The organism is Methylovulum psychrotolerans (assembly GCF_002209385.1).
GTDB lineage: Bacteria > Pseudomonadota > Gammaproteobacteria > Methylococcales > Methylomonadaceae > Methylovulum > Methylovulum psychrotolerans.
On sequence record NZ_CP022129.1, the window covers coordinates 4,238,584 to 4,254,626 of the forward strand.

The window sequence follows — 16,043 nt, forward strand, 5'->3', positions numbered from 1 at the left end:
TTATCTTAAGTATCGGCCCTACGTTTCAAGCTATACCAAAAACCCCTGTCTGCACAGACGCTGAGCGGACAAGGGTTTATTTCTGCTTAACCCTTAATACATAAAACCTGCCTTAAAGTATGCACAATTTCCACCAAGTCGCTTTGGTGCGCCATGACTTGGTCGATGTCTTTGTAAGCTGCCGGAATTTCATCAACCACGCCGCTGTCTTTGCGGCATTCAATCCCGCGCGTTTGCGCGTCGACATCATCGCTGTCAAAGCGTTTTTTGGCGGCACTGCGGCTCATCACCCGACCTGCACCATGGGAGCAGGAGCAAAAGGACTGCGGGTTGCCTTTGCCGCGCACGATATAGGATTTTGCCCCCATACTGCCGGGGATGATGCCCAATTCACCTTCACCCGCCCGGATTGCGCCTTTGCGGGTGATCCAGACCGACTTGCCGAAATGTTCTTCCCGCACCACATAATTGTGGTGGCAGTTAATGGCTTCTTTGGTGATACCGAACTTGGGCAGTTTTTTGCGCAAGGCTTCGCAAATCAAATACATCATCTCGCGGCGATTAGCCAGCGCGTAATCTTGCGCCCAACCCACCGCCTCCAAATATAGCCAAGCCAATATAATTTGATATGATAATAGGCTATTGTAAAAACGATCATCTTGAATGGAAAACGAATGGCTTATCCAGCGGCATTCAGAAAAAAACTGCTTTCAGTGATGAAAGAACAGGGCCTGACCATCCCGGAAGCCGCTAGGGGCGGCGGGGGATGGCGTCACCATTAACGTTGGGAAATAAGCTATAGGGCTATAGCCATCAAAGCGTTTTCGCCACCCCGCCTTTTGGCGTATCTACGGCCGCCTAAGTGCCGTTTTTTGTCCGACAGCAGAATCCACAGTAACGCTCTGTTAGGCTTGACTGATAATACGCACGTTAAGTAGGTGTGCGTCTATCTTTTAACATTTTTATCTCTGCCTTGCCCTGAGCGAAGCCGAAGGGTTGAATTCACGAATATTAAACAACATAGGCACACTCACCTACTACGTCCATGACCGGATGAAATTAACTGTTCAAGCAAAGCGTTTTGCTTTAGATAACACCAATATTCCGCTTCACTTTTCCCCCAAGTTCTGAGGCAATGCTTAAGGGCATTGAATTCTCGAAGCCGCCTACGATGCAATCTCTCGATTCTTGTGCGCGGTTTACCGTAAAGCGGTGTCCCAATAGCTGGATGAACGCCAACCCAGTCCGCCGTTTTTATATTCAAAAAGACATCGGCAACCAATAACGGATATTCCATATCCGAATAGAAAAAGTTATCACAAGGCATCTATTCTTCGTCTAATAACGAAATACCCCATTGTTCTTTAAGTTTTTTTCCAACCCTGTACATAAAACCCACCCCTCGGATCTGCAATGATGAGCGCAAACCATTAGGAAGTTTCCATGCTACATATCCAAGTAAAAATAAGCGTTCCGAATATCTTGCCTCTGGCATTTCTTTCATAGTATAGACCTGCTATTAGGGTAACGTGAGGATGCCTCCCAAACTTAGGCATCGTCATCAATCTTGTAAAAAACCCGATACTCAAAAGTACCAAAAAGAAGCGGCCCGACCCACGCGGCCATCAGGGTTACCGACAGAACCTACGACTGGCTGGGCAAGCCCGTATCCGGTACAATCAGAAACCAAATCCATAGTTATCCAATTTTAATACGCACAAGATCAAGGCATGACGGCCAACCCATTCAAAAAAAACCATGTCACCGTGCTTGGTGATCCGAATGCCCGCCATAGCATAATTTTTGTCCATGGTTTTGGCACAGACCAAACGGCATGGCATACCGTGGCGGGCGCATTCTTGACAGGGTTCCGGGTGATTTTGTTCGACAATGTCGGGGCAGGACAGTCAGATCCGGCGGCGTTTGTGCAACACCATTACCTTAACCTCCACCCGTACGCCACCGATTTGCTGGATATTTGTCAGGTATTAGAGGTAAAAAACGCCATTTTGGTTGGCCATTCTGTCGGAGCCATAATCAGCGTCTTGGCGGCGCTCAAACAGCCTGACTACTTCTGCAAGTTGGTGTTGATTGGCGCTTCTCCCCGTTATTTAAATGCGGATGATGGCTATTACGGCGGTTTGTCGGCGCACGATTTAAACAGTATCTATAGCACTATAGTCAACAGCTTTTCATCTTGGAGCAGTGCATTTGCAAAAACGGCGATGCCGCACCCCGACCAGTCCGAACTGGCCCAACATTTTGCCTATGCCATTAAAGCTATCCCGCAAGCCCATGTCCTGACCGTGTTGTGTTCAATATTCCAGTCAGACCACAGGGCCGACGTGGCCAAATTGACCAAACCGACACTGCTGATCCAAACCCAAGAAGACGCTTTTGTGCCTTTGGCTGTGGCCGAATACCTTCATCAACAGATTATTGGCAGCCGCTTGTCGGTCATCAATACCATCGGCCATTGCCCCCATATCAGTGCGCCCGATGAAGTGATCGCCGCAATACGGGCATTTCTTGCTGAATGATACGGTTGTCGGGAGTGGGGCAACCACCAACAGCTCATCGCCTTTACACTATTGCGTAAGGCCTTATATTACCCTAAGTCATTGTTGCCCAGAAGCTACTGGCCTTTTTGCAGCCGATTTGCTACCCTACAACGGCGGTTAAAAAGCAGTTTCTTCACCAACAAAAGCTGAGCATCATCAGCAATAACAATAGGGGACGCATTATGAACCATCAGCATGACAGCCAAGACCTCCATACCACGGACACCATAGACAGCACCGAAACCATCGACCAAGGCCGCCGCCGGGTATTATTATTGGGAATGTTCGGCACCGTCGGCACTTCCGCCGCCGCATTCGGACTGTTACCCAAAAACCTGTTAGCGGACAGCTTACCGGCCAGTACCGCCACCGCCCCCCTAAAGGAACCGATAGTCTTCGCCAGCAGTGGCGGCACTCTTCAGGCTACTTTACGCGCGACCACCAAAGCCACCAGTGTGGCCGGGCAACTCATCAGCGGCACCATGACTTACAACGGCCATTATCCTGGCCCGACCTTGCAGGTCAAACCAGGCGACCAGATCTTGCTGAAAGTCCATAACAACCTCGACCTGACGGCGGCAGCGACACCCAATCCCCACCCAGGCGCCACGCACAACCATGCTGCCGCCATGACCGTGCCGCCCGCCAACACCCTTAACACCCATTTCCACGGGATGCACGTCTCGCCCTTGCCTAAGGCTGATGACATTTATTTGGCCACGCCCTTCGGCGGCTCTTACGATTATGATTTCCAAATCCCCGCCAACCATCCGGGTGGCTTGTATTGGTACCATCCGCATGTGCATGGCGTGGTTGACAACCAAATCTACGCAGGACTGGCAGGATTGCTGGTGGTCGAGGGTGGGGCGGCGCAAATCCCCGCCTTGCAAGGGGCGCGTAAACGCCTAATGGCCTTAAAAAACATCGCCATCGCCAACGGTGCGCTGGCGACCGGGGTTGCCCCCGCCGACCAACTGCACACCCTCAACGGCCAATTGGCGCCGAGCATTGGCATACATCCCGGTGAAACCCAGCTCTGGCAAGTGGCGAATATCGGCAATGAGCCGTATTACAAACTGAGCTTGGACGGGCATCGCTTTACCGTGGTCGCCGAAGACGGTGCCATGCTCTGGGAAAGCTACACCACCGACACCTTATTAGTACCGCCCGGCAAACGCTTCGAGTTCACCGTCACTGGCGTTAAGGCAGGCAGTTATGCGTTTAGGACATTAGGCTACAACTCCGGGCCGTTCGGCGACTGGAGAGCGGCACAACTGGCAACAATGGTTGTGGCCGGAAAACTGGACACCCCCCGCACCGTACCCGTGCAACTGGACGAACCACCCGCTTATCTGACCGGCCCGATAGTCAAACGCCGTTATCTGAGGTTTAGCGAGGGTTTTGACCTGAGTACCAACACGCCCTATTTCGACATCAACGGCAAAACCTTCGAGGCCTTGCGCAACGGTACGCAAGTCAAGTTAGGCACGACCGAGGAATGGCTGATTTACAACGATTCCAACCGTTCCTTAAACGAGGGCGGTGTCGCCGAAGACCATCCTTTCCACATCCACGTCAACAGCTTCATCGTTACCGAAATCGACGGTATGCCCGTCAAAGCCTACGGTACACAGGATGTGGTAAACGTGTTGCCAGGACAAAAAGTCCTGATCCGCATGGCCTTCCCCGATTTCATCGGCAAATCGGTGTTCCATTGCCATATCCTGTTCCACGAAGACAACGGCATGATGGCTAATTTTGAGATTGTGCCTTAGGGGAATTGTTAGATAAAACGGTGTCGGGTGAGGCGGTTTTTGCCCGGCGCCGCTATGGGTTGGAATAACACGGCAAGGCGCAATATGCTATCGTTTTGCGCCCTATGGGATGCACTTTACTGTGTAAATTTATAAAAATTTGTTACTACTCAGCACCCCTTAGTCACTATATATGCCGTTAGTGCTTGAATGGTGACACTAAATATAGGCTAGCCTCACAAAATTTTTGTGATTATTGCTGGAAATTACCAAAAATAAAAGGTAATATCCTGTGAAATGTAGCAAATGAGGTCAGTTTTAAATATTAAATCATTGTTTATTAATACATAATTTTTTGCAAGTGGGCTGAGTAGTAACAAAAATTTAGAATATAAGTGGAATTTTACAGTAACATTGTGCAGATATTCAGGGCATAGAACAATTTAAAAAGTCAAATGCGATTGCCCTAAGGAATAGATACGGTTAGAATTGATTGACTTCTAAAAATATCATTAAGATCATTAAGATTATTAAAATTTGGATTTGAAATGGCAGACAAAAATAAAAATGAATCAACATCTTCAACTGGGAAAAATCCCACACAACCTATTTTTGACCCAGGTATAAAGCCATCCTTAGAGGAGTATAGAGATAGAGATAGAGGTATACAAGTGAGAAATACCATGCCTCAAATACCAAACCCAAATAGAGGCAATGATAAAGAGGAAAAATGAACATAAAAGAGCAACTAAATTTATCTGATGAAAATTACAATCTCTTATTTGATATAAGAAGATCAATCAGATATCACGAGCGCAGAAAATATTTTTTCTACTGTATTCAAAATTTAGTTAGTTTTTTTGCCATTGTCATGGCTGGTGTTGTTATTATGGATACTGTAAAAGACGGCATTACGCCGCGCTGGATGATGTGGGTTGGAGTATTTGCCGCAGTGCTGTCGGCACTTGATTTAGTAATCGGCTTTTCAAAAAATGCTGATCTTCATTCGAAATTGCGGGAAAAATTCGCTGATCTTGAAATTGATATTATCACTGGCCCACCGTCTGGAGACGAATGGATTGAATATCAAAAAAGAAGGCTAATAATAGAAAAAGACGAGCCAGCCACATATTTTGCAATTGATGCGTTATGTCGTAATGAATTACTAATCGCTGACGGATTCTCACAAAAACAAAACGCTTCTCATTTTGCAAAAATCACATTTTTTCAAAAAATCACATCTCAATTATTCCGCTGGGAGAATTCCATCAATTTTTAACGCGGTAAAGCGCATTCCATAGGACGCACAATAGCGATAGCATATTACGCTACATAAATCAGAAGCAATTATGCAGAGCAACGTGCCTTACACCGTTCTGGGAGCGCGGTCATCTTGCCAGCAAAGCCCCCGAACGAGACACTCTTCTTGAACATCCGCCAAACGCCCCTAAAGTTGCGCCCTAACCCCCTTTAACCGTATCATGGCTCCCTTTACCAGCGGCGGGTTTTTTAATGGCGACAATTAGCATACGCGGTGCGAGAACGCATAATCTTAAGAATATTGATCTGGATTTGCCTAGGGATAAGCTGATTGTCATTACGGGCTTATCCGGGTCGGGCAAGTCTTCGTTGGCGTTTGATACTATTTACGCCGAAGGCCAGCGGCGTTATGTCGAGTCGCTGTCGGCGTATGCGCGGCAGTTTTTGTCGATGATGGAAAAACCGGATGTCGACCATATTGAAGGCCTGTCGCCCGCCATTTCTATCGAGCAGAAATCCACGTCGCATAATCCGCGTTCCACCGTCGGCACGATTACTGAGATTTACGATTATCTGCGCTTGCTGTACGCGCGGGCGGGTACGCCGCGCTGCCCGGAACACCAAGTGTCTTTAGAAGCGCAGACCATCAGCCAGATGGTCGACCAGGTGTTGGCGCAACCGTCTGAGCAGCGTTGGATGCTTCTGGCCCCGGTGATTAGCCAGCGTAAGGGCGAATACCTGCAATTGCTTGATGATTTACGCGCCCAGGGCTTTATCCGAGCGCGGATTGATGGGGTGGTTTATGATCTGGACGAGCCGCCGACGCTGGATTTAAAAAAGAAGCATACCATTGAGGTGATTGTCGACCGCTTTAAGATCCGCCCTGATATGGCCTTGCGCTTGGCGGAGTCGTTCGCGACGGCGTTGCGTATTGCCAACGGCATTGCGATTGCCGCCAGTTTGGAAGAGGACGCGACCGAGTTGCTGTTTTCCGAGCGTTACGCCTGTCCGCATTGCGGTTATAGCCTGAGCGAGTTGGAGCCACGGCTGTTCTCGTTTAATAATCCTAAAGGCGCGTGTAGCGATTGCGACGGTTTGGGGGTGCGCCAGCATTTTGACCCGTCCTTGGTTATCCATAACCCCGACATCAGTTTGGCGGGTGGGGCGATACGCGGCTGGGATCGACGCAATGGTTATTATTATCAGATTATTTGCGCCTTGGCAGCGCATTATGGCTTCGACCCCGAAGCCCCTTATTCCAGCTTGCCGGAACGTATCCAAAACTTGTTGCTGTATGGCAGCGGCACGGAGAGTATCGACTTTAAATACCCGCAAGCCAGCGGCGGTTTTAAGCTGAAACAGCATCCGTTTGAGGGTATTATCGCCAATATGGAGCGGCGTTACCATGAGACGGATTCGGCGCTGGTGCGGGAAGAGTTGGCGAAATATCTGGCGCAAAAAGTTTGCACCGCTTGTGATGGTACGCGCCTGAACACGGCGGCGCGTAATGTCTTTATCGACGGCCAACCTTTGCCGCGTATCACCCGTTACCCGATCCGCGCCGCGTTGGCGTTTTTTGCGGCGCTGAATTTGCCGGGGCAGCGCGGGGAAATTGCGGTGAAAATCGTTAAGGAAATCCAAGAGCGTTTGGAGTTTTTGGTCAATGTCGGTTTGGATTATCTGACTTTAGAGCGCAGTGCCGATACCTTGTCCGGCGGCGAGGCGCAGCGTATCCGCCTCGCCAGCCAAATCGGCGCGGGGCTGGTCGGGGTGATGTATGTCTTGGATGAGCCGTCCATCGGCTTGCATCAGCGCGATAATGACCGTTTGTTGAAAACCTTGTTCCGCTTGCGCGATCTGGGCAATACGGTGATTGTCGTTGAGCATGATGAAGACGCGATCCGCGCCGCCGACCATATTGTCGATATAGGCCCCGGGGCGGGGGTGCATGGCGGGCAGATTATCGCCCAAGGGACGTTGGCGGATATTCTGGCGCAAAGCGCGTCGTTAACCGGACAGTATTTGTCCGGCCAGCTAGGTATTGCCGTACCCGCCACCACGACACCCGTCAATCCCGATAAGCAAATCACCTTGCGCAACGCGTCTGGCAATAACCTGAAAAACGTCACCATCCGGTTTCCGGTCGGCTTGCTGACCTGTGTCACCGGCGTGTCCGGCTCCGGCAAATCGACCTTGGTTAACGATACCTTATACAGCCATGCGGCGCGGCTGATTAACCGCGCCAGCCTTATCCCCGCCCCGTGCGAGGCGATTGAGGGGCTGGAGCATTTCGATAAGGTAGTGGATATAGACCAAAGCCCGATAGGCCGCACCCCGCGCTCTAATCCGGCCACTTATACAGGCTTGTTTACCGCCATCCGTGAGCTGTTCGCCGCCACGCCGGAAGCCCGCTCACGCGGCTACACCCCTGGGCGGTTCAGCTTTAATGTTAAGGGCGGACGGTGCGAGGCGTGTACGGGCGATGGGGTGATTAAGGTGGAGATGCACTTTTTGCCGGATATTTTTGTCCATTGCGAACACTGCAACGGCAAACGCTATAACCGTGAGACTTTGGACATCCGTTATAAAGGCAAAACCATCCATGAGGTGCTGGAGTTGACGGTCGAAGACGCGGCGGCGTTTTTCAGCGCCGTGCCGAGTTTGGCGCGTAAACTGCAAACGCTGATGGAAGTCGGCCTGAGCTATATCACCTTAGGCCAAAACGCCACGACCCTATCGGGCGGCGAGGCGCAACGCATCAAGTTGGCGAAGGAATTGTCCAAACGTGATACGGGCAAGACCTTGTACATCCTCGACGAACCGACCACCGGGCTGCATTTTCATGATATTAAGCAGTTGCTGGGTGTGCTGCATACTTTGCGTGACCACGGCAATACCGTTATCGTCATCGAGCATAATCTGGATGTGATTAAAACCGCCGATTGGCTGATTGATATGGGGCCGGAAGGCGGCGACGGCGGCGGCACGTTAGTGGCCGAGGGTACGCCGCAAACGGTGGCGGCGTGTCCGCAGTCGCATACCGGGAACTATTTGCAACGGTTTTTTGTTTAATGATAGGGGTCTTGCTCGGCAAGCCCCGAAGGCTATGGATAGGCAGGACAATTCCACGGCGATTCAACCCCGCCCTGCTTGGGGTTTGGTTGATTTGCCCTAGCCTACCCACAGCAACTGGCTCATAAGCACCCGATAACCGCCAGAATAGGGTATAAAAATCTATAACCCATTGATTTATATATATGGCTCGGTACTTGCTTTAAGCTGCTGAGTATCGGCTGCACTTACTTAACTACCGCCCTCCAACGCTGTAGCCTAGGTGCTCCAGAAAGTCAGCCGATACCCAAAAACCGTCTATCCTGCTTGGCTGTTGTGCCAAGCCGCTTGCGGACATTTTCCAAACCACACATCACGAGGCATTATAATGACTAAAAAACTCACCCAATCTGTGGCCGTAGCCGTTTGTTTGGCCGCCAGCATCCTATTGGCAGCCCCAGCCCAAGCAGGAGGTGTCACTGAACCCATGCCTACCGAGGCACCTGCACCAAGCAATATGCCTGCTCCTGGCAAAGCCGATAAACAGGCGGTAGACAGTGCTTGCGCCCAAGACGCAGTAACCGCAGGCTGCACCGATCAAGTCGTCGGCAAAGGCTTGCTGAAATGCCTGCACGCTTATAAAAAGGCCAATAAGTCCTTTCAATTCTCCGAAGCGTGCAAAGCATCTATGACGACATTAAAAGCGGACAGAAAAGCCAAAAAACAGCAGTAAGGCTTAACAGTGGCTAAGCCATCAGCGCAAAGGCTGCAAAAATCTGATGGCTTAGCCAATAAATTGGCTAAGCCCGGCAGGCGGCTAGGCTTTGCACGACAACAGCCAGCCACCTGAGGACAAAAAGGGCTTAGCGGTGAAAACCCGTTTATGTACAAGCAAGTGACCGGAGCCATTCCCGCTGCTTGCCCCTGTAAGCCATTACGCTACCGCCCCACTCCTTGTAACTATCCAGCTCCCCAAGCCCATGTCCCATAACACCGCACAAACCGCAACCAAGCCCAGCGCAAGCAAAGCGTTGCCGACCAAGGTAAGGCATGACAAATACAGCCATTGCCTGTTATATGCTTGTGAATGTATGAAAGAATACCGCCACGCCGCCACTGCCCACCGCTTCAAAAAAGCCGCCGACAGCGCGTAAACCCGATAACGGGCAGCAAGCCCGTTAATAAAGCCACTGAAGCGGGAAACTGGCTTATGCGGCGGTTTCCGCTTTGGGGCGCGGGCATCTTTCCTACCCTTACGGGCAAGACGCCCGCGCCCCAAAGATCCGTACCCTTTAGCTAACGCGGCCCATACACCCTTAACACCCAATGGTAAAAACGTAATGGCCGGATGATGATGACGGCAAAGGCGATGACGGGAGTCACCGGAACGGGGGCAATATCAATGATAAACAAGGCCAATAAACTCAAGAAACCTTTTACCCGTGCCTGTTGGGTTTGCTGGGGCGTAATGTCGGTATAGGCCACTTGGGCGGCGGGCAGGTTGGCATATAGATGCTGGCTAAGCGTCAAAAACCATTGTGGCCGCAGGACAACGACAGACAGGCCTATCAGGCAACCGGGAGAAATCGGCCCGAAGCCGATGACGGCAAAGACCGCAAAAACGGCGAGGCATTTTACTTTTGTCAGGTTCATAAAAACAGAGGTGGCTTAGTGGGGTTAAAAGTACCGTTGCCGTTAGGGATAACGTGCAACTATAAATGCTTGGGGTTTAGCTATCCTTGATAGGCCCGCCGCTAAAATAACGCGAATCCATTCTCGCCTAAAGCATGGCTTTTTTACCGCCAAACCAGTAGACTGCCTAGCGGATTCATCATCATAATACGCTTGCCATGCCTCCAACCTGCTTGACAACTTTCTTTCAGCACGACACCGCCGAAGCACCTTTAGCCCCGCCGCGCTGTCTGGCAGCCTTTTGGCGGCACCATCCGCTGGCTGACCAAGCGGGCGAAACGCTGGTCGCCGCCACCTTAGCCTTTCAGCGGACAACTGGGGTGCAACTGGTTAAGCTCACTCCCGCAGGTAATTATCAGGTGGCGGGGCGCGGTGGCCATGCCGAATGGCGCGGCGATGCGATGGGGCGGCGCACGTTTCTCCGCCGGGCCATTACCCGCCCCAGCGATTGGCTAAATCTGAGCGCTAGCCTTACTCCGCTGGAACGGGATATGGTCGCCGCCGCCCAGTGCCTGCGCCAAGCCCTACCCGCCGAGGTGCCGCTGTTGGCGACAGTGTTCCCGCCGCTGACCCAAGCCTTAATGCTGGCGGGGCCGGAACAACTGCGGGCGCATGTGCAGAGCGCACCGGACGCGGTATCCAGCGGCCTGGCGACACTCCAAACAGGTACCGGACGGCTACTGGCGGCTTATCAGGCAGCGGGGGTAGACGGCATTTATCTCGCCGCCCAACACCTATCCGAAGCCGTCTTGCCACGCGGTCTCTACCGGCACATCGGATGTGCGGGCGACCTAGCAACCATGGCAGCCTGTGACGGCTTTAGCGGCAATATCCTGCATATCCACGGCCCGAACATCCACTTCGACGGCCTACCCAGCAACGGACGGTGGCTGATCCATTACGAATTGGGGGCGGCTAACCCCCCTGCTAGCGCGTATCGGGCCATCAGCCACCTCCCCGCCGTTATCGGCCTGCCCTTCACAGTATGGGATACACCGGGGCGGCTGCATCCGGCTATCCATAAGCACTTAGCGGGATTTCAGCAAACCGGGGCGTTATTAACCGGCCCCTGTGTCATACCGCTGGCGATACCTGATGCGCATATCGCCACTTGGATAAGGATGATTAACCATGGCGCTTGAGCTTCCCCTAGATTATCGCGGCCCGGCCGGACGGCCTTTTGCGGCGTGGCCGCGCCAGCACCTAGACCAGCCTGTCTTCGCCCGGTTCGCCGCCTTTGCCAGCACCCAGCCCGACCAGCCTGCCGTTATTGAGGCCGAGCGTAGCTGGACGTATCAGGACATTTACCAGTTGGCCTTACAGGTCGCCGCCGCCGTGGCGCAAGCCTCGCCCGACCCGGTCGCGGTGCTGTTACCGATTGGTGGCCCCTTAGCCGCCGCCTTTCTGGGTTTGCTGGCTGCTGGCCGCCCTTATGTGCCGATAGACCCCAGCTTTCCGGCGGCGCGTAATCGGCTGATTTTAGAGCAGGCAGGTGTCACCTGCGTCATTAGTGACCTTAACCGACAACAGGCCGCCGCCGCTTGGCTGGGCCAGTTGCCCGTTATCGACATTCACGCTTTGCCCACACGGCCTGCATCCAGACTGGCAGGGCAGGCCGACAGTATCGCCTATATCCTCTATACCTCAGGCAGTACCGGACAACCTAAGGGCATCTATCAGAACCAGCGCGGCTTGCTGCATGACGTTTACCAATACAGCCACGCCATCCACCTCAGCCCTGACGACCGCCTGACCAGCCTGTACTCGCCTAGCGTCAACGGGGCTATCCGCGACATTTACGGGGCGTTGCTGAACGGCGCGGCCTTGGTCGGCATCCCGGTGCAAACGACGGGGCTGGCCGGGTTAAGCGCCTTGGTTGCCCAGTATGGCATCAGCGTTTTCCACGCCATCCCGCCGTTATTGCGGGCGTTTTTGCACAGCAGCCCGCCCGCCCAAGACTTGGTTTCGGTACGCTTGACGTATCTCGCTGGCGACCGCTGTTTCGCCAGCGATGTCGCCGAGTTTTACCGCCATTTCCCCGACGATTGCCTGATTTATAACGGCATCGGCTCCAGCGAGTGCGCGACGCTGTATCGGCATTGGTTCATCAACCGCCAACAGCATTTTGATACCGCCCTGATTCCGGTCGGCTATGCCATTGCCGAACGCGACACTTGGTTGCGGGGGGCAGACGGGCAGCCTGTTTCACCGGGTGAGATTGGCGAGGTGGTTATCAGCAGCCCCTTTATCGCCCAAGGCTATTGGCGTAATCCTGCGCTGAGCCGTGAGAAGTTTTACGGGCATCCAGAACGCCCCGGATGGCGATGTTTTGTGTCGGGTGATTTGGCGCGTGAACGGCCAGACGGCTTGCTGGAATTTGTTGGCCGCAATGATAGGCAAGTCAAAATTCGTGGCCATCGGGTCGAACTGGATGCCATTGAAGCCGAGTTACGGCAAATCCCCGGCATCCAAGACCTAGCCTTGGTCGTGGTCGGCACGGCGGAAAGCCCCGAACTGGCGGCCTGGCTGGTCGGCACAACATTGCCGACGGACATTTTACGCGCCCGGCTGCAAGCCAAACTGCCCGCCGCCTTCATTCCTGCCCATATCCATTGGCTACCAGAGTTACCTCGGCTACCCAACCATAAGGCCGACTTAGCGACCCTACAACAGCTAGTCCCTGTTAAGCCCATCGCTGCCCCGCCCAATGCCCCCCAAACTCTCGCCGAGCAATTGGCGCATTGCTGGATGCAGGTACTGCGGCTCACCCCGCCGCTTAATCCGGCACAGTCTTTCGCCGACCAAGGCGGCGACTCGCTCACCGCCCTGATGGTGCTGGTACGCATGGAAACCATCCTTCAGCGGCGGCTACCGCGCGACTTACTGCAAAGCCAACAGACGTTTGCCGGATTGCTGCAAGCCGTACTCGCACCAGCCGCCGCCGAAGCGACACTGTACGTCATCATGGCAGACGGCGACGCTTATCCCCATTGGCTAGCGTTTGCCGAACACCTGCCGAACACCGTTGCCCTTGATACGCTCACTTTGCCGTCCGGCGAGGCAACCATTATCCAGCAGGCGGATTATATCAGCAGCCATATCCGTACCCGCGCCAATACCCAGCCCCAGCATTTACTGGGCTTCTCCCGCACCGCCTTGGCCGCGTTTACCGCCGCTTGCCAACTTAACGGCTCCGGCCAGCCGATACAATCGCTCATCATGGCGGACATTGCCGAACCCAGCTCCAACGATAACTGGCAACCGGGCTATTTTTCCGGCCCGTTAACCGTATTGGCACCCCGAACGCCTGACACGGCTAAGCGATGGGACTGGGCGGCATCTGCACAAACCATTAACGTCTTACCGATAGATTGCGGTACGGGGCAACTGCTGGGCATAGCGACTGCCGCCCACGTCAGGCAAGCCTTATTGGTTGCCATGGGCATGGTTGATGCCCCCATACGCCGCCACATCAGAAAGGCCTTTTAACCGCAAGGAACGGGCATAAATAACTTTCTGTGGAGCGCGGGCATCTTGCCCACCTTTGCGGGCAAGATGCCCGCGCTCCAAGACTTGTGCCCTTTAAGGCAGATAAGACGCGCAATAGCGCGGTACATACATCACGCGCCTTCGTTACGCCCAAACAATTGATAAGCCACTTCGCCCGCCACCTTGCTTTTCAGCACCTGCCAATTCGTTGGTAAGTCCATCAGCGGCACGTTGCTGGCCGATTCGACATAGATTTTCGCGTGGGGACTGAGCCAGCCCTTATCTTCTAGCCAGTGGCAGCTTTGCGCCGCCACGCCTAGGCTAAAGGGCGGGTCGATAAACACCACATCAAACGGTTCGGCGTTGCCCGCCAAATAGCGGAAGGCATCGGTTTGGACGATCTGAATCTGAGTCGCGGCAAGCTTGTCGGCATTGCTTTTTAGGCATCGGCACACGGTCGGGTTTTGCTCGACCAGCACCACCTGTTTCGCGCCCCTAGAAGCCGCTTCAAAACCCAAGGCACCGCTGCCCGCGTATAAATCCAAGCAACGGTGGCCTAACAGGTCGTAGTGCAGCCAGTTGAACAAAGTCTCGCGCACCCGCGCGGGTGTGGGGCGCAGGCCGGGAGCATCGTCAAACAGCACTTGGCGGCTGCGCCAGTCGCCGCCAATAATCCGCAGCTTATTTTGCACGCTTACCGACCGTAACGGTTTGCAACAGGTCTACAGGTACCCGGCGTTTTAAGGCATCGGTAATGGCGGCGCTGGTGACGTTGTCAATGTTTTGTTGGAAGGTATCCAGATAATCCAAGGGCAGTTCATAAAAGCCGATCATGCCGACATAGCTGGCCAATTTCTTATTGGTGTCAAAGCGCATGGCGAAACCGCCCGTGATGTTTTGCTTGGCGGCTTTCAGCTCCGCGTCACTAGGGCCTTGGGCGATAAAATCGGCCAGGGTCTTATGCAGGACTTTTAAGGCTTCGGGCGTTTGGTCGTTGCGGGTTTGCAGGCTGATTAAAAACGGGCCCGGCTTTAACAAGGGCACAAAGGCACTGGACGCGCTATACGCCAAGCCGCGTTTTTCGCGCACTTCATCAAATAACTTCGACACCAAACCGCCGCCACCCAAGATATGGTTGCCGACATACAGAGTGAAGTAATCGGGATCTTTGCGGAAAGTACCCGGCAAACCGACTAAGACATGGGTTTGCGTGGACGGGAATTCGATATGTTGCTCACTGCCTTTAACTGGCGGGGCGACCTCCGGCAAAGCGGGCGGTTTTTGTCCGGTAGGCAAATGTTGCACCAACTGCTCGGCTGTGCGTTTGGCCTGCTCGGCGGACAAATCGCCGACAATGACGATGACGGCGTTGGCGGCGACATAGTAGCGTTGGTAAAACGCCTGTACATCGGCAGCGCTTAAGGCGGCGACTGTGCTTAAGGTGCCTTCATCAGGGTGCGCGTAAGGATGGTTGCCGTACAAGGCTTGATAAAAAGCGATTTTTGCCAAGTCGCCAGGCGATTCTTCCTGTTGCTTCAGTCCGGCCAAGGTGCGGTTTTTTTCGCGCTCAAAATCAGCGGCGGCAAAATGCGGCTTGCTGAGGATGACTTCCATGGTCGCCAGAGCTTTGTCGAACAGCGGCTTGTCGGTCAGTGTCCGTAAGGACACGGTGGCGTTGTCTATCGCGCTAGCCGCGCCAAAGTTGGCCCCGACGCTTTCAAAACGGTCGGCAATGGCATTGGCATCCCACTCGCCCGCGCCAGTGTCCAGCAAGCCGGCGGTTAACGACGCTAAGCCAAACTGCGCCCCATCCCGCGCACTGCCTGCGTCAAACAGCACTTGGATGTCCGCCATCGGCAAGCCTTCGGTATGGACATAATACACCCGGCTACCTTGCGGGGTTTGCCAATGCTCGATTTTAGCCGCCGCACTGGCCGTTTGGCTAAGTAGGAAGATCAGGAAACTGAATAAGTAAAAACGCATAATGTTAGCAATCCTCTAGGATGAATGCGGTTGTGGGGGGATGGCGGCTACTTTAAACCCAATGATCAAGTTTTTCATAAAGTCACCTCTTAATAGTGGGGGAAACTAGCGGAAAGCTAAGGCTTATCAAGGTGGACGCTCCCTCCCCTGATGGGGAGGGTTGGGGTGGGGAGAATAAAATCAATGACTTATACATATAGCTCAGAGATTTTAACCTTGCTTGGAACGAAAGCACCGTAACCCGCCCAGACAA

Annotated in this window: 14 protein-coding genes; 9 read left to right on the top strand and 5 right to left on the bottom strand. The window is 53.4% G+C overall.

Going from position 1 to position 16,043, the window contains the following annotated elements:
- Positions 1–86: 86 nt before the first annotated feature.
- Positions 87–617, bottom strand: coding sequence for an RtcB family protein (locus CEK71_RS19085; protein WP_269766574.1), 531 nt, complete (start codon positions 615–617; stop codon positions 87–89).
- 710 nt (positions 618–1,327) lie between these two features.
- Entirely contained in the window at positions 1,328–1,504 is a 177-nt protein-coding gene (locus CEK71_RS22835; RefSeq protein WP_157679428.1) for a hypothetical protein, read from the bottom strand.
- A gap of 226 nt (positions 1,505–1,730) precedes the next feature.
- Between CEK71_RS22835 and CEK71_RS19090 the strand changes: the two genes are divergently transcribed.
- The 7 genes from CEK71_RS19090 to CEK71_RS22845 all read left to right on the top strand — a co-directional run bounded on the left by CEK71_RS19090 (position 1,731) and on the right by CEK71_RS22845 (position 9,780).
- Complete coding sequence (locus CEK71_RS19090; RefSeq protein ID WP_088620872.1) at positions 1,731–2,540, top strand: alpha/beta fold hydrolase; 810 nt, start codon at positions 1,731–1,733, stop codon at positions 2,538–2,540.
- Positions 2,541–2,743: 203 nt separating this feature from the next.
- The gene (locus CEK71_RS19095; protein WP_088620873.1) at positions 2,744–4,336 is read left to right on the top strand and encodes a multicopper oxidase family protein; all 1,593 of its coding nucleotides are present in this window, start codon (positions 2,744–2,746) and stop codon (positions 4,334–4,336) included.
- Positions 4,337–4,863: 527 nt separating this feature from the next.
- Entirely contained in the window at positions 4,864–5,049 is a 186-nt protein-coding gene (locus CEK71_RS22840; protein ID WP_157679430.1) for a hypothetical protein, read from the top strand.
- Positions 5,046–5,594: a hypothetical protein gene (locus tag CEK71_RS19100; protein WP_088620874.1), complete on the top strand. Its 549-nt coding sequence runs from the start codon at positions 5,046–5,048 to the stop codon at positions 5,592–5,594. Before CEK71_RS22840 ends, CEK71_RS19100 begins: the two co-directional genes overlap by 4 nt.
- Before the next feature lie 233 nt (positions 5,595–5,827).
- A complete protein-coding gene (gene uvrA, locus CEK71_RS19105) occupies positions 5,828–8,647 on the top strand; it encodes an excinuclease ABC subunit UvrA (RefSeq protein WP_088620875.1) in 2,820 nt (939 codons plus the stop codon).
- A gap of 367 nt (positions 8,648–9,014) precedes the next feature.
- A complete protein-coding gene (locus CEK71_RS19110; protein ID WP_088620876.1) occupies positions 9,015–9,359 on the top strand; it encodes a hypothetical protein in 345 nt (114 codons plus the stop codon).
- 247 nt (positions 9,360–9,606) lie between these two features.
- A complete protein-coding gene (locus CEK71_RS22845) occupies positions 9,607–9,780 on the top strand; it encodes a hypothetical protein (RefSeq protein ID WP_157679432.1) in 174 nt (57 codons plus the stop codon).
- Between the two features lie 142 nt (positions 9,781–9,922).
- On the opposite strand, the gene CEK71_RS19115 is transcribed toward CEK71_RS22845, so the two are convergent.
- Positions 9,923–10,279, bottom strand: a complete 357-nt coding sequence (locus CEK71_RS19115; RefSeq protein WP_088620877.1) for a hypothetical protein — start codon at positions 10,277–10,279, stop codon at positions 9,923–9,925.
- A 212-nt stretch (positions 10,280–10,491) separates the two neighbouring features.
- Here CEK71_RS19115 and CEK71_RS19120 point away from each other — a divergent pair, with 212 nt between their 5' ends.
- Positions 10,492–11,460: a uroporphyrinogen decarboxylase family protein gene (locus CEK71_RS19120; RefSeq protein WP_198328335.1), complete on the top strand. Its 969-nt coding sequence runs from the start codon at positions 10,492–10,494 to the stop codon at positions 11,458–11,460.
- A complete protein-coding gene (locus CEK71_RS19125; RefSeq protein ID WP_088620879.1) occupies positions 11,450–13,807 on the top strand; it encodes an AMP-binding protein in 2,358 nt (785 codons plus the stop codon). The genes CEK71_RS19120 and CEK71_RS19125 overlap by 11 nt, the downstream gene beginning before the upstream one ends.
- Positions 13,808–13,938: 131 nt before the next feature.
- Here the strand turns inward: CEK71_RS19125 and rsmD are convergent, their stop codons facing one another.
- Together rsmD and CEK71_RS19135 are read right to left on the bottom strand one after the other, a co-directional pair.
- Positions 13,939–14,499 carry a 16S rRNA (guanine(966)-N(2))-methyltransferase RsmD gene (rsmD, locus tag CEK71_RS19130; protein WP_088620880.1) on the bottom strand — a complete coding sequence of 187 codons (561 nt, stop codon included), beginning with the start codon at positions 14,497–14,499 and terminating at the stop codon, positions 13,939–13,941.
- Positions 14,489–15,790: a M16 family metallopeptidase gene (locus CEK71_RS19135; protein ID WP_088620881.1), complete on the bottom strand. Its 1,302-nt coding sequence runs from the start codon at positions 15,788–15,790 to the stop codon at positions 14,489–14,491. The genes rsmD and CEK71_RS19135 overlap by 11 nt, the downstream gene beginning before the upstream one ends.
- Positions 15,791–16,043 lie beyond the last annotated feature (253 nt).

Bases quoted from the DNA above. Each gene is read 5' to 3' on its own strand.
- CEK71_RS22840 (WP_157679430.1), top strand. From the start codon at position 4,864: ATGGCAGACAAAAATAAAAATGAATCAACATCTTCAACTGGGAAAAAT.
- CEK71_RS22835 (WP_157679428.1), bottom strand. From the start codon at position 1,504: ATGAAAGAAATGCCAGAGGCAAGATATTCGGAACGCTTATTTTTACTT.
- CEK71_RS19110 (WP_088620876.1), top strand. From the start codon at position 9,015: ATGACTAAAAAACTCACCCAATCTGTGGCCGTAGCCGTTTGTTTGGCC.
- CEK71_RS19090 (WP_088620872.1), top strand. From the start codon at position 1,731: ATGACGGCCAACCCATTCAAAAAAAACCATGTCACCGTGCTTGGTGAT.
- CEK71_RS19115 (WP_088620877.1), bottom strand. From the start codon at position 10,279: ATGAACCTGACAAAAGTAAAATGCCTCGCCGTTTTTGCGGTCTTTGCC.
- CEK71_RS19100 (WP_088620874.1), top strand. From the start codon at position 5,046: ATGAACATAAAAGAGCAACTAAATTTATCTGATGAAAATTACAATCTC.
- CEK71_RS19125 (WP_088620879.1), top strand. From the start codon at position 11,450: ATGGCGCTTGAGCTTCCCCTAGATTATCGCGGCCCGGCCGGACGGCCT.
- CEK71_RS19135 (WP_088620881.1), bottom strand. From the start codon at position 15,790: ATGCGTTTTTACTTATTCAGTTTCCTGATCTTCCTACTTAGCCAAACG.
- uvrA (WP_088620875.1), top strand. From the start codon at position 5,828: ATGGCGACAATTAGCATACGCGGTGCGAGAACGCATAATCTTAAGAAT.
- CEK71_RS22845 (WP_157679432.1), top strand. From the start codon at position 9,607: ATGTCCCATAACACCGCACAAACCGCAACCAAGCCCAGCGCAAGCAAA.
- CEK71_RS19095 (WP_088620873.1), top strand. From the start codon at position 2,744: ATGAACCATCAGCATGACAGCCAAGACCTCCATACCACGGACACCATA.